The sequence below is a fragment of the Flavobacterium johnsoniae genome (genome assembly GCF_030388325.1).
Classification (GTDB): Bacteria; Bacteroidota; Bacteroidia; order Flavobacteriales; family Flavobacteriaceae; genus Flavobacterium; species Flavobacterium johnsoniae_C.
In genome coordinates this window covers 3318075-3332827 of sequence record NZ_CP103794.1, presented here as the reverse complement: position 1 = coordinate 3332827, position 14753 = coordinate 3318075, and the positions used below count along the sequence as shown (strand labels likewise).

The 14753-nt window shown below is 35.8% G+C and carries 11 protein-coding genes; all 11 read right to left on the bottom strand.

Annotated features, from left to right (window positions below):
- Positions 1-8: 8 nt before the first annotated feature.
- The gene (locus NYQ10_RS14485; protein ID WP_289877058.1) at positions 9-2390 is read right to left on the bottom strand and encodes an arylsulfatase; all 2382 of its coding nucleotides are present in this window, start codon (positions 2388-2390) and stop codon (positions 9-11) included.
- Between the two features lie 88 nt (positions 2391-2478).
- Positions 2479-4851 carry an arylsulfatase gene (locus NYQ10_RS14480; RefSeq protein WP_289877057.1) on the bottom strand — a complete coding sequence of 791 codons (2373 nt, stop codon included), beginning with the start codon at positions 4849-4851 and terminating at the stop codon, positions 2479-2481.
- 253 nt (positions 4852-5104) lie between these two features.
- Positions 5105-5743, bottom strand: a complete 639-nt coding sequence (locus tag NYQ10_RS14475; RefSeq protein WP_289877055.1) for an MEDS domain-containing protein — start codon at positions 5741-5743, stop codon at positions 5105-5107.
- A 55-nt stretch (positions 5744-5798) separates the two neighbouring features.
- Positions 5799-6821, bottom strand: coding sequence for an LLM class flavin-dependent oxidoreductase (locus NYQ10_RS14470; protein WP_289877054.1), 1023 nt, complete (start codon positions 6819-6821; stop codon positions 5799-5801).
- Between the two features lie 134 nt (positions 6822-6955).
- Positions 6956-9403 carry an arylsulfatase gene (locus NYQ10_RS14465; protein ID WP_289877053.1) on the bottom strand — a complete coding sequence of 816 codons (2448 nt, stop codon included), beginning with the start codon at positions 9401-9403 and terminating at the stop codon, positions 6956-6958.
- Between the two features lie 23 nt (positions 9404-9426).
- A complete protein-coding gene (locus tag NYQ10_RS14460) occupies positions 9427-10905 on the bottom strand; it encodes a DUF1254 domain-containing protein (RefSeq protein ID WP_289877052.1) in 1479 nt (492 codons plus the stop codon).
- Positions 10906-11077: 172 nt separating this feature from the next.
- Entirely contained in the window at positions 11078-11776 is a 699-nt protein-coding gene (locus NYQ10_RS14455; RefSeq protein WP_289877051.1) for a DUF1826 domain-containing protein, read from the bottom strand.
- Between the two features lie 185 nt (positions 11777-11961).
- Entirely contained in the window at positions 11962-12339 is a 378-nt protein-coding gene (locus tag NYQ10_RS14450; RefSeq protein ID WP_289877050.1) for a DUF4440 domain-containing protein, read from the bottom strand.
- Between the two features lie 53 nt (positions 12340-12392).
- The gene (locus NYQ10_RS14445; protein ID WP_289877048.1) at positions 12393-12905 is read right to left on the bottom strand and encodes a PRC-barrel domain-containing protein; all 513 of its coding nucleotides are present in this window, start codon (positions 12903-12905) and stop codon (positions 12393-12395) included.
- A 364-nt stretch (positions 12906-13269) separates the two neighbouring features.
- Positions 13270-14226: an aldo/keto reductase gene (locus NYQ10_RS14440; protein ID WP_289877047.1), complete on the bottom strand. Its 957-nt coding sequence runs from the start codon at positions 14224-14226 to the stop codon at positions 13270-13272.
- A gap of 118 nt (positions 14227-14344) precedes the next feature.
- Entirely contained in the window at positions 14345-14584 is a 240-nt protein-coding gene (locus NYQ10_RS14435; RefSeq protein WP_289877045.1) for a hypothetical protein, read from the bottom strand.
- Between the last annotated feature and the right edge of the window lie 169 nt (positions 14585-14753).

The window sequence follows — 14753 nt, the reverse complement described above, 5'->3', positions numbered from 1 at the left end:
AGTGTTTATCAACTTTTCTTGGTATATACAATTTTTGTCTTTCCTATTTTTCCATTGAATGAAAATGGAGCCTGATCGAAATAGTCTAATGAAACAGGAGAATCTAAATCGGTACCAATATCAAAAGTGGCGTTTGAAGTAAAATGCAGAGACATTGCTGTTGGAACGGTTCCCTGCCCGACTGCCGCACCATTTACTTTTAATGTTACATTCATCGAACCACCAATTTTATCAACGAGTTTCGATTCGACTTCAATTTTTACTTTGCCTTTTGGCAGTTTATCTTTTGATTTAATTTTAGTTCGCTGTACTTCAAACAAATTAAACTCATAGTTTAAATAACCATCTTTTACATAACAAGTAACGCCTCCTGAAAATCCTGCAAGTGCATACAAAACACCATTTGCATTATCTGGAACTTCTAAATCCATCGTTACGACACTGCTTACTTTTCCTAATTTTGGAGCCGCTGATTCTGGCATTCCTTTTATTGGCGAATCAAAAGTCCATTCGGTTAAAGGAGAAGAAGGCGCATCTTCTGGATGATATAATGCGGTTGACCATAATCCGCCGCCAATTGGCAGGTTTTTATTTTTAGCAGATTCTGTTAAAAATAAAGCTTTCATCTCTTCTAGTTTTTTAGGTTCTTTCGCTGCCAAATCAACTGCCTGCGACCAATCCTGATCTAAGTTATATAACTGCCAAGTATCTGTTAATGGTGACCATTGTTTAATGCCTTTCGGGATTCCTCCTACCCAAGGCTCTCTTGGTCCACGTGCACTTGCAAACCATCCGTCCTGATAAATACCACGACTTGCCATAATATCAAAAAACTGTGTATGACGTGTTCCTTTTGCTTTTGGATCAGTAAAGGTGTAAACCATACTCACTCCGTCTAATTCGTCTTGAGCAAAACCATTTACTACTTTGGGAACAGGAATTTTGTCGATTTCATATATCGTCGCTGCAATATCGATAACGTGATGAAACTGCGGTCTTGGCGTTTTATCATGTTTAATTCCTTTTTTCCATGAAATTGCCATTGGCTGACGTGTTCCTCCAAAATAAGCACCCTGCAATTTTGTTCCTTGATATGGAGTACTGGTTGCCCATGCCCAACCGGCGTTGAACATATTATCAGTTTTTGGTCCACCTAGAACATCTAAACCTCCTAATTCATTTAAAGCGGCAATATGTTGTTCAATTTTTGTGGGAATTGCATTCTGTGCCAATTGCTCGCTGATTGTTCCATTTAAGCCTTCTGAAGATGAACCATTATCGCCCCAGATATAAATGATAATTGTATTGTCAAGTTCTCCCAGTTTTTCGATTTCGTCAATTACCCGTCCCGCATTAAAATCGGCATGTTCTGCAAAACCTGCCCATATTTCCATAAGACGGCGCTGAAAAGGTTTCTCTGCTTCTGGAATATTTGCCCACGATGTCATCGATTCGGCTCTTGGCGTAAGCAACGTATTCTGCGGAATCCATCCCAATTCTTTTTGGCGTTTGAATACTCTTTCGCGGTAAGCGTCCCATCCGTCATTAAATTTGCCTTTATATTTGTCTGCCCATTCTTTCATGACATGGTGCGGTCCATGAGCTGCTCCAGGTGCCCAATACACGAAAAAAGGCTTTTCTGGTGCGTATGCTTTTTGTTCGTTTAACCAAAGTATTGCATCATCAGCCAAATCTTCTGATAAATGGTAATAATCATGCCCGCCTGAAGTTTTTGGATGTTCTATGTAAGTTGTATTTCTTACCAAAGTTGGTTCATACTGCGAAGCTTCTCCGGCAAGGAAACCATAAAAATATTCGAATCCGTAACCTGTTGGCCAATAATCGAATGGTCCTTTTGAAGTAATTTGTTCTTCGGGTGTATTGTGCCATTTTCCAAATGCTGCGGTATTATAACCGTAATCTTTTAATATCTCAGCTATCGTTGCGGAACTCTTTGGAATTGTTCCGCTAAAACCATCAAAATCATTTGCAATAGCGGCGATTTGACCGTTGCCCACACGAGTATGATTACGTCCTGTAAGCAAAGAAGCACGCGTTGGCGAACACATAGCTGTTGAATGAAAACGATTATATGAAATTCCTGTATTGGCGACTTTGGACAATGTTGGCGTATTTATTTCTCCTCCATATGTCGAAGGCGCGCCTGGTCCAGCATCATCCATTAATATAATTAAAATATTAGGTGCGTCTGCCGGAAGATGTTTCGGTTCTGTTCTTTTTTTGTAAGTAGAAGTTTCGATTGTAACTCCCGCTTGAGAAGCAGACTGTGCCGGAGGAAATGGTAAAACATCCTGCGCATTTGCGTAAAACACGAACAAAATATTTATACTAAAAAAGAAAAACAGCCTTACATATTTTTTGGTTTCCATAATACAAAGTATATTATTTTGAATCTCTATTTTTTCACAATTCATGATGCATTATCATAAACTAAAATCCACAATTCACCATTCACAATTATTTCAAGTCAATATTCACTTTATCAATTATTCCCGTAAACTTGAATGGAGGTTTATACGATTTTGCAACAGGAGATCCTGAATCTTCACCAATTCCGAAAGTATCAATTCCGAAACGGGCTGCAACTGTTTTATCGATTCGTCCTTCGCCAACTAATTTATCGTTGATATATATTTTACCTGTTCCTCCTTTTCCCATTCCGCCACCATCATAAGTAAAATCAAATCGTACGGTACTTTTTCCAATCGGAAGCGATTCTTTTGATGTAATGACATATCGTGCATCATCAAAATAATTATAATGATAAACCAGTTTTCCGTTTTGTACATACAAAGCAAATCCCGCAGAACTTCCGCCAGAAGCAACAATAATTCCGCTATCTGATTTCGATTTTAGTTCAACTTTAGCTGTAATAGTATGTGATTTATTTTTGGTATTTGGTGATGCTGTTTCAGCCAATCTTGTTGCTCCTGCGTAAAAAGTAAAATGTTTTCGTTTAGGATCTGAAGGCGTTGGTTTTGGCGAAATTAATCGACCAGTTCCTCTATCATCTAATGGATAAACATTGTATTTTTTTGCTTCTTCATCAAAAATGGCTTTCAATTCTTTAACTTTTTCAGGATATTTTTTAGCCAAATCAACCGATTCGCTGTAATCTTCATCAATATTATAAAGTTCCCATTTGTCTTTATCCCAATTTCCAGGCGCATAATCCTGTCTCCAAGGAAAAGTATGTTGTGTTGCCGCTACCCAACCATTATCATAAATTGCACGATTACTAAATACCTCAAAATATTGTCGGGTTCTAACTGGTTTCGCATTTTTATCTTTAAAAGTTGATAAGAACGAAACTCCATCCATAGGTTTCTGTTCTACGCCATCAACCGTTTTTGGTGCTGGCAAATGAGAAGCATCTAAAACCGTAGGAAGCACATCAATTAAATGAACAAATTGGCTGCGCATTCCGCCTTTATCTTTTATCACTTTTGGCCAACTTACTACCATTGGATTTCGGCTTCCGCCAAAGTGAGACGCCACTTGTTTTACCCATTGAAAAGGAGCATTTCCTGCCCACGCCCAGCCTACGGGATAATGAGGTTCTGTATCTGGATCTCCAATTTGATCAATATGTTTCATGTTATCTGCCAAAGGAGTAGCGATTCCACTTAATGCTTTTACTTCATTAATTGTTCCGTCCATTCCTCCTTCAGAACTTGCGCCGTTATCACCAACTATATAAAATACCAAAGTGTTATCAGCGTCTGGAAGCTTGCTAATGGCTTCTAAAAGTCTTCCCGTTTCATGATCAGCAAACGAAAGATAGCCTGCATAATTTTCCATTAATTTTGCAAAAAGCTTTTTCTGATCTGCCGAAAGTTTGTCCCAAGGTGTAACCCAGTCTGGTCTTGGAGTTAGCTTTGTTCCTTTAGGTATGATTCCCATTTTTAACTGACGTTCATACGTTTCTTGTCTCACAACATCCCAGCCTTTATCAAACTGTCCTTTAAATTTATCGCGCCATTCTTTTGGTGCATGATGTGGCGCGTGTGCTGCTCCCGGAGCAAAATACATCATAACCGGTTTTTGAGGTGCAACAGATTTACTGTATTCCAGCCAATTGATTGCTCTGTCCGTCATATCCGTCATAAAGTGATAACCTTGTTCTGGAGTTTTATCTGGTTCTACGGCTTTGGTATTCTCAAAAAGAACTGGATAATATTGGTGTGTTTCTCCACCAATAAATCCGTAGAAATAATCGAAACCTAAACCTGTTGGCCAACGGTCAAAAGGCCCTGTGATACTACTTTCCCAGTCTGGCGTATTATGATTTTTCCCGAACCAACTTGTGCTGTATCCATTTCCTTTTAAAATTCTTCCTGAGGTTGCAGTTGTTTTAGGAATCATACAATTGTAACTCGGATATCCTGTTGCCCATTCGGCTAAGAAACCTGAACCTGCATTATGATGATTTCTTCCTGTCAGCAAAGCAGCACGTGAAGGTCCGCAGATTGCAGTTGTGTGAAAGCGGTTGTATTTTAAACCATTTGCCGCCAATTTATCCAATTCTGGTGTAGGAACAGGGCCTCCGAAAGTGCTTACTTGTCCGAAACCAACATCATCTAAAAGAATAATAATTACATTTGGTGCTCCCTGCGGAGGTGTAACCAATTTTGGCCATTCTTCTTTTGAATCTTTGTAAGTTTCTCCGATTTTACCGCCAAAAGGAGGTTCAGGAATTGGAAGTGTAGTTCTGTCTAATTCTCCAGAATCTGTTTTTTCTGTTACAGAATCCGTTTTTTGAGATTGATTGCAGCTGAAAAGAAATACAGCTAAAATTAAGAGCAGTTTTGGACTAGTAAAAGGCTTCATATTTCTAAGATTTTGTGATAAGCACTAAATTACAAACATGCGTATTACAAAATCTTTTAATGATGTTGCAGATTATAATTTGAAACAAAGTTTTCTAAAATTTTAAACTCTATTTAGTATTCTATTTGGGCGATCAAGTCTTTATCTTATTACAAAAAAAAGCCTTTACAAATTTGTAAAGGCTTTGATTTAATATTGAGCAATCTGAACTAAAATAGCACATCTGAACTATCATGAAAAGTAAAAGAATACTTTAGGATTTGAGTGAGCTCGATCGAAAATCTGAAACACTTGAAATAAAATCCAATGGTTCCATATAATTCAGATTTTTTGTAATTTTTCCGTTCTTAATAACGTACGGATGAGTAAGTAAAATATCTCTAAGAGCACTTTGACTAAAACTACTAACATCGTACATACAAATCAGTGAACAAGAATGTTTTGGAGTTAGAAAATTCAGACTTGCCTCATATTCTAAAAGCTCGTCGGTACCGGGCAGATTTTTTAAAGCCCATACCATATCTCCACAAGCTCTAACGCTATCATAACCACCTCTTGCTGCTGATAACAAATTTTTTTCGAGCATATTGTACATTTTTTCAGCGGCAAACTCACCATCTTTTATATAGGTGTCTTCAGAAGCAAGAACTTCCAATTGACCACTAGACAGTTTTTCTGCAATGGATATACCATTTTCTGCTAAACAGCGACAATGTTCTCCATGACGATTTCCTTCTAGTATATTAATAACTTTATCATTTGCATTTAGACCTTCCAAAATATAAGGAATGATTACCTCATATTGCTGTTCCCTGGAATCGAAAAAACCGCAAATGTGCATTGGAGCCGATAATGACTCTCCACATACCGAAAATTGCTTTTGTTTATTCATGCATCAAATATATGCAATTAATTGTTTTAGATACAATTTGTGTAAGCTAAAGTTTTTATCTCCAGCCTAATTCTGGAGCAACATATTTTAGTATAGCCGACAAAATATGCACATTATAATCGACTCCTAAAGTATTTGGTATTGTGAGTAATAGCGTATCTGCTTCTTGAATTGCTTCGTCCTGTGCTAGTTCAGCTATTAGCTTATCTGGTTCGGCAGCATAACTTTTTCCAAAAATTGCCCGTTTGTCACTTTCGATATAACCAAAACTGTCCGCTCCTTTACCTTGATTTCCAAAATAATATTTGTCTTGTTCGTTGACCAAAGCAAAAATTGAACGGCTTACCGAAACTCTTGGTTCACGATTGTGTCCCGCTTTTTTCCATGCTTCTTTATATAATCTGATTTGTTCCGCTTGTTGAATATGAAAAGGCTTTCCATTTTCATCAAACTTCAAGGTAGAACTTTGAAGATACATTCCATTTTCTGCAGCCCAAACTGCTGTTGCATTAGAGGCAGCTCCCCACCAGATTCGCTCGCGTAATCCTTCAGAATATGGTTCAAGACGCAGTAAACCAGGAGGATTTGGAAACATTGGATATGGATTTGGTTCAGCAAATCCTTCTACGCTAAGTTTATCTAAAAACTCTAATGCTTTCTTTCGTCCCATGTCTGCATCTGTTTCTCCTGCCTCAGGCTCATAACCAAAAGAGCGCCAACCATCTATAACTTGTTCTGGTGATCCTCGACTGATACCTAATTGTAAACGTCCTCCTGAAATCAAGTCCGCAGCGCTGGCATCTTCTACCATATATAGAGGATTTTCGTAGCGCATATCTATAACTCCTGTTCCAATTTCTATTTTACTGGTTTTGGCTCCAATAGCCGAAAGTAAAGGAAAAGGTGATGCTAGCTGTCGTGCAAAATGATGCACTCTAAAATAAGCGCCATCTATTCCAATTTCTTCGGCTGCAACTGCCAAATCGATAGATTGAAGCAAAGTATCTGCTGCTGTACGAGCTTTATAGGACGGATGATCAGACCAATGTCCAAAAGATAAAAATCCTATTTTTTTCATACCTAACTTTATTATTATTTTCTATCTCAAATATACGCATCATTTCGGCTTTTTATTAGTTTATAATTCAAAAAAATCCCAATAAATACTTAAAGGGATTTTCTTTGAATTAATATTTTTAACCATTTAAATATCTACTTCGTTTTAGAATTTTTTGAAGATTTTGACTCTTTTGAATTACCCAAATTATAAGTCACTTTTTCGATTTTTCCTGTAAACTCAAAAGGAAGTTTGTAATTGAAATCAACAGGCGAACCGGCATCCATTCCAATATCTAAACCTTCATTTAAAGATATTTGAATAGGAATTGTTCTTTCTAGGTGTTCCTCTGCTACTTTTTTGCCATTTACCAGCATTGTTACTGTAGCAGCTTTTCCTAATTCTTTTTCTTTTCCTTCATATTTAAAATCAACTACCAATTTTACTTTTCCTTTAGGCAAAACATCTTTTCCTGTAATTGTCGGACGTTCTAAAGCCAGATTATTGTAAACAAAACTTGGTTTTCCGTTTTGCACATATAAACCGTAACCGCCAACTAGACCGCCATGAGTTACAATCATACCTTCTGCGCCGCTTTCAGGAATATCCACATCGGCAGTAATGGACCAAGATTTATTTAAAATACGAGGCGAAGCTTCATTTGGCAATCCTACTTGACCTGGATAATAAGTAAAAGTAGTGGCATCTCCTGCCAGAGTTGGCCTTCCCATAAGTTCTCCGTTAAGTCTTTCTACAGCTCTCCAATCTAAAGGAAGCACATTATATTTAGAAGCTTCAACCCACCATAAATCTTGCATTTCTCGCAGTTTTGTCGGGTTATTTGACGCTATATCATTAGATTGAGTAAAATCTTCATCTACTTTATATAGCTCCCATTTTTGTTTATCTGGATCAAAATTACCTCTATTTGGATTCCAAGGAGCAAAAGATAATGCCGATGCCATCCAGCCATTGTGATAAATACCTCGATTTACTCCCAATTCAAAATATTGAGTTGTATGTTTTTCTTTGGCTTTAGCATCATTAAAAGTATAAGCAAAACTAACTCCTTCAATAGGACTTTGCGTGATACCATTTATGGTTTCAGGAGCAGTGATACCGATAAGTTCGTATAATGTTGGCACAATATCTATAGTATGCGTAAATTGGCTTCGCAAACCTCCTCTGTCTTTAATTTTAGCAGGCCAAGAAATAATCATCGGATTTCTTGTTCCTCCAAAATGAGAAGCTACTTGTTTTGTCCATTGAAATGGAGTACACATTGCCCAAGCCCATTCTGCCGTAAAATGGTTAAAGTGTTTTGGACCACCAAGCTCATCGATAAATTTTATGTTGTCTTGCCATTTTTCTGATACTCCGTTAAAAAATAGATTTTCATTTACAGATCCTTCAATACCTCCTTCTGCACTCGCTCCGTTATCTCCTGCTATATAAATAATTATTGTATTATCAGCATCTGGAAGCTGTTTTACGGCATCTACAACTCTACCCATTTCATAGTCGCAATGTGCTCCGTAGCCTGCAAAAACTTCCATCATTCTAGCATAAAGTCGTTTCTGATCTGCGTTAAGCGAATTCCATGCTGGCAAACTTTCTGGTCTTGCAGTCAATTTAGCATCTGCTGGAATCACGCCCAGTTTTTTTTGTCTTTCAAAAGCCTGTTCTCTATACGCATCCCAGCCCATATCAAATTTCCCTTTAAATTTATCAATCCATTCTTTAGGCGCATGGTGTGGCGAATGAGCTGCTCCAGGTGCTAAATATAGAAAATACGGTTTATCTGGCGCGATTGATTTTACTTTTCTAACCCAAGAAATAGCATGGTCTGCAAGATCAACCGTCATATGATAATTTGGATCTTTTGAAGCAGGAACAAGATTTCTGTTTTCATAAAGTACAGGATTCCAGTGATTCATATCTCCAGCATTAAATCCGTAGAAATATTCAAATCCAAGTCCGTTTGCCCATCTGTCAAAAGGTCCTGCATCGCTAGTTTCCCAAGGCGGTGTATTATGATTTTTACCAATCCATGCGGTCATATAGCCGTTTTGTTTCAGCACCTCGCCAATTGTCCCGCAGCTTCTAGGAAGCACACAAGTATAACCATCGTAACCTGTTGCTGTTTCCGAAATAACTCCAAAAGTAGCAGAGTGATGATTACGTCCAGTTATAAGTGCTGCTCGAGTTGGTGAACACAGTGCTGTAGTATGAAATTTATTATAACGGATTCCCTCTGCTGCTAATTTGTCCATTGTTGGAGAAGGAACGCCTCCTCCAAATGTACTAAACTGTCCAAATCCTGAATCGTCTAACAAAATCAACACTACATTTGGAGCACCTTTTGGAGCTTTTATCGGTTGTGGAAATTGCGGTGGATCAGAATCCTGATATGTTCTTCCTACATATCCCGGAAAATGAAAATCAGGCTGAGGTAATGATTTTGGAGTTCCAGGCTTATTATTTTCCTGACCAAAACTAAAATTTGAAATTAGAATGATAAAGAAAAATGAATTTATGCAGTTTTTTTTCATTACCCTTTCAGAAATAGAGTAAACTTTACTAAAAAAATCTTTTGCTTTCATATTTTATTGTTTTAATAACTCAATTATTTTACTTCTTCAAAATCTCCAGGTTTCCATGTATTATTAAAAGCGCCTTTTTCAGGTCCATAAATGCGGATATAGGCAAACCATCCTTTGTTTGGAATTGTTTTTATCCATTGACCTTCTTTTCCCGCGGGAGCTTTTGGACCGAAGTATAAATCAATGCTATTTCCACTTATTTTATCTTTAAGTTCAAACAAAGAGCGAAGTGCCGCTTTATTTTGATCGGTTACAACCTGACTTCTTGTAATAGCATCATAAATGGTTATCGACCAGAATAATTTTGCTGGAACTGGAGTCGGAATTGTGAGCTTGTAAGTTTTTCCGCCATCGACATATTTTCCTTTAGCATCTTTAAGTCCCAGCCAATACAGTGAACCTCCTCCCTCTTTTCTTCTAAACATAGAAGGAGATGCTCCAATGGCTTGATAAAACCAAGTTTCTCGTCCATCAAGATCTACGTAATCTGTAGTGTTAAAATCTCCATCTTCAAATCGTAGTGCTACCCATTCCCATTGTCGGTCTTTCCATACAATGCGATCTGGACGACGATCAGCAAACGACTGTACTCTCATTTGTGCATTAGCTATTTTAGCAGCTTTTTCGAGAATTGCTTTCAATCTTTCATCTGGTTTAAAAGGTTGTCCTTTTTTAATTCCTAAAATAGCCAGTTCTCCATAATAATTGCGGTAACCTTCATAAACAGGTTCTCGCTGTATTACATCGTTTAGGTTTTCCCAGTATTTTATATTATTCTCCCATGACACAGGAGTTGTATTTTGAGGTTTGTCTGTGAGTTCAAGCCAATCTGGTTCTTTCCAGTCAGCAGGTTTATTTAGCGGATACACTTTTACTGTTTTAATTCTATCCATAGCCGCTTTTACATCTCCTCCAACAGGAAGCGATCTTATACCAACAGTAAGATTATTCGAAGAGGATTTCCAGACATGGTAACCTGAAGCAGGTACGACGCCTTTATAATCGGGAGGTAAAAGAAGATGTTTTCCTCCATTGCCAGCATCAGGTCCTGGAATTCCCATATCGGCTACCCAGCGCTGATTAACATCCATTGCTACCACAATTAGCGGACCTTTAGGAATATCTATAATCACTGGCCCTTTTGATAAATCTATTGGGATAGGTCCATAAGGTGTATCTGAATTAAGTGTAAATCCTAGTTGTCCTGGTTTTGTATCTAAAGTTCCAAATGATTTGTTTGGAATAATTTTAACACTGTCATTTCCTTTAACCAATGCTTCACCAGAAACAGTAGGATAGAAAAATTTATACGCTTGTATAGCGCGGGTAAGATCTGCGTCATCGTAGGATTTTTTGATTGTAGCTTCTGTTGGATAACCGCCGACAAATTCATAATCTGAAACAGATTCCGAAGAATTAGTACTAGTTGAAGTATTTTCGGCTTCTTTTTTACAACCCGCCAAGACCAACAACAAGAAAGAGATATAAATTAATCTTTTCATATAAATTGATTTAATTAGTTAAACTTCAAAACGTTATCAAAGTTATACCGCAATCAATTTAAAATTATTCTGAACCTCTAAATTTAGGTTTCAAATTATAATTTGAAACAAAGTTTTTTGCCAATAGATAAAATATGAAACACCGCTAAATACATTATGCAAAAAGTTTCATTTAACAAATAAGCAATAAACGATATTCGCCTTCATTTTCTAACGGCGCTCTATGAATACAAGGCAACACTTTTTGTTTTGGATGATCTACAGCCAGTCGCCAAAGATTCATTAATCCTAAATTAATAGGTTTTGCATCAGGATTTAGCTGATAATGCAAATCAAAATAATTCTCCTTTAGAAAGTTTCCGAATTCATCCTCTGCCCCATCATGCAGTTCTTTTAGCTTCGCGCGAATTTCTGGAATTAGGATTTTTTGCTCTGCCTGTGAATTAGAAACAATATCACTCGCCGCTCCGTGATAGGTGCATAAAAAAGTATCGGTTGCAATTGACGAACGATCAACATGAAAAGAATATACGTCTGTAGATATAAAGTCAAATTCATCATCACGTTCATAACACTTTAATAAATTCAGTGATGGCGAAGCTCCAAAATCAGTTAATAATTGCAAATCATTTAAGATTATTTCTCTTGCTCTATTTCCCTTTTCTGAGAGTGGAAGCGCGATTAAATCTTCTGGAAAAACTTCTGTTATATTTTCTTTTAAAGATAATTTAGTTACAATCTCATTAAAATCGCCATCCAAATTTCTGTGCAAGCATAGCGCATTCATTTCTCCCTTGAAATCGGTATTTACAAGATCAGAAAAAGTCGATACAATTCCAATTTGGTTGCTTTCAGAAAATGTATTGTTCATAATTATAAAAAAAGCTATTTATTTTTTGCTTTACAAAATTATGGAAATAGCCGTTAGTTGAATAATATTTATTGCCATTAACTTTTGAAAACTTCTGCTTTCTTTGTCATAGAAAAATCATGAATGTCACAAAAAAAACTCTAAATCAACAATTTAGAGTTTTTTTATCTTTTATATTTTTGAATCTATTGCTTTGACAATTCTGCCTCTGTATGCAATGCACAAAACCAATTACTGTTTTGTTTAATCCATGTAGAAGTGCAGGCACATTTCATGGGAGGTTTTTGCTTATCATCTTTAATTCCTAATTCTATTATATATCCTATAATCGCCGTATTTTCGGCAATTAATTTCGTTTCAACATTAGAAATACTCATTACTTTGATTTTGTCACCATCACCAGATTCAAACATCTTTTTAAACGTAGATTCGTCTACACTTTGTACACCGTTTTTACTGGCAATTATACAAGGAAAGAGCGTTAGGTTTTTAACCGTTTCATACTCATGATTTTCCATTCCATTCCAATATTTTTTTTCTAGTTCAATAATTTGCTTTTCCATAATCAATCATCATTTATTAATAAACAAGTGTATGTAAAGTCTGACAAAAAGAGCTATCTGTTATCAAATTCTCTGCGGTTGTAAAAACCGTCATCATCACTATAATATACAGAGTCTGGATCATTTTCAGGATAATAAGATTTCATTACTCTTCTTTCATATTCCCTGTCAAAATTGTCGACGCTGTTATACCTGTTTGTGTTTCTAAAGGTATTGTAGCCAATATTGGTAGCCATAACAATCTTTGTGTCTTTATTTATACTCACAGATCCAATTGGTATAATAATATGGCTGTCTCCGTCTTTATAGACAATCTCTCTATTATTTTCGTTGGTTATAACATCGTGAACTTCATTTCGGCTGTCTTCTATAAGTGCTTTATCTACTTTAACATCAAGATAAACAACGCGTTCCATATCTTTATTTACCCAAAGATTATCAATTTTACCAATAGTGCGGTTGTCGGCATCTACAATTTTCCATCCTCTTACGTCAGAATAATTAGATGCAACTTTATAATCAGATAACTCGTCTAGTTTGTATAAATTTCTATGTTTAGTTTCCATAATTTCTTTTTTAATTAACGTTTTCAACTTCTATAGTGCTTTCACTATTACTCTGATGATCTACAAAGTAAATGTAGTATACAATTGCAGCTATTATCAATAATAGTACGACCCAAGGCCATACTCTTTTCTTTCTTTCAATTTTTATTTCAGCCATAACTTTTTTTTTTGATTTAATAATAGTTTTAATACTCAACTAAAGGTACAAATGACAAAAAAACTATAAAGTATTAAATTTCAACAAGATGTTATAGAATTTCCAGTAAAGCTGATTTATTTTTGATTAAGAAAAAGATTCTAATAATGTTTTATTAAAGCAAAAAAAAAGCCCATTTCCTAAGAAATGGGCTTTTCGATTTATAGTTTAGCTCCACTCTGGGAACTGGGTTTTATTTAAATCAAGTTTTTCAATTGCTTTTATATCAGCTTCATCGAGTTTAAAATCAAAAATGTTAAGATTTTCTATAATATGTAGTTTTTGCGAAGATCTCGGAATAGCAATAATACCACGTTGATAATGCCATCTTAAACTTACTTGCGCAGTCGTTTTACCGTATTTTTTAGCAATCTGAGTTAAGACTTCATTTGTAAAAAGACCATTTCTTCCTTCTGCAAAAGGAGCCCACGCTTCAACATGAATATCATGTTTTTTAAGGACATTATAATCATTATTTTGCTGAAAATAAGCATGAGTTTCAATCTGATTCAAAACTGGTTTTACTTTGGCATAAGACAAAAGATCTGCCAATTGAGCTGGATTGAAATTACTTATACCAATTGCTTTAATTTTTCCAGCTTTATACAATTCTTCCATTGCTTTCCAAGATCCTTTTACATCGCCTCTCGGACGATGTATCAGATATAAATCAAGATAATCAAGCTGTAATTTTCTTAGAGTTTCTTCAAAACCTTTTTTAGCATTTTCGTAACCAGCATCATCAACCCATAGTTTCGAAGTTACAAAAAGCTGTTTTCTGTCAATCCCGCTTTGCTTTATTGCTTTGCCAATTGCTTCTTCATTTCCATACACTTTTGCGGTATCGATAAGACGGTAACCCGCTGATATAGCTTCTACAACAGATCGCTGGCATACTTCTCCGCTGAGTCCGTATGTTCCAAAACCGAGTATTGGCATTTTTAAGCCATTGTTCAGTTTAACATCTGGAATAGGAATATTTGCTACAACATTATCTGTTGTCTCATTTGCGAATAATTTGGGCATACCGAACATACCTAAGTACATTCCGGCTGCAACAAATTTTGCACTATTTTGCAAAAACTTACGTCGATTTATTTCGGTTTTTTGGTTTTGAGAATTCATGGTTTTGGAGTATTAGATAATTATAAATAAAAGTATAAATAAAGTTTTTATTTTTTCTAATACTGTTCTAAAAACGAGGAAAATTTCTAGAAGTAAAAATTATAATGAGAATCTCAAATTACCTATTTCTAACTATATAGAAAAGTATCTCCTCTTCCAATTCTCTAGATAGATTTTCAGACTCTAATTTATGCTGAAGATTTCTTTCGATTCTTTTATCGTAATTTTTAGTCTTAGATATGCTTACACAATAGTCATCGCATATCATTTTAAATTTTTTATCTGCCACGTACATTTCTCTTATTGATTCGAAATATCCGGCAAACTTTATATTGTATAATTCATCTGGCAGTGGCATAAATAATTATTTAAAAAGTTGATGACCTTATTCAATTTCAATAAAGAATATAATTTTAGCTAAATAAAAACGTAGATTACTGACACTTATAAAATTAGATTTTTTTTATTTGAACAATCACTCTCAAACATAGCAAAAAGGTTGCATTTTATAAGATGCAACCTTTTTT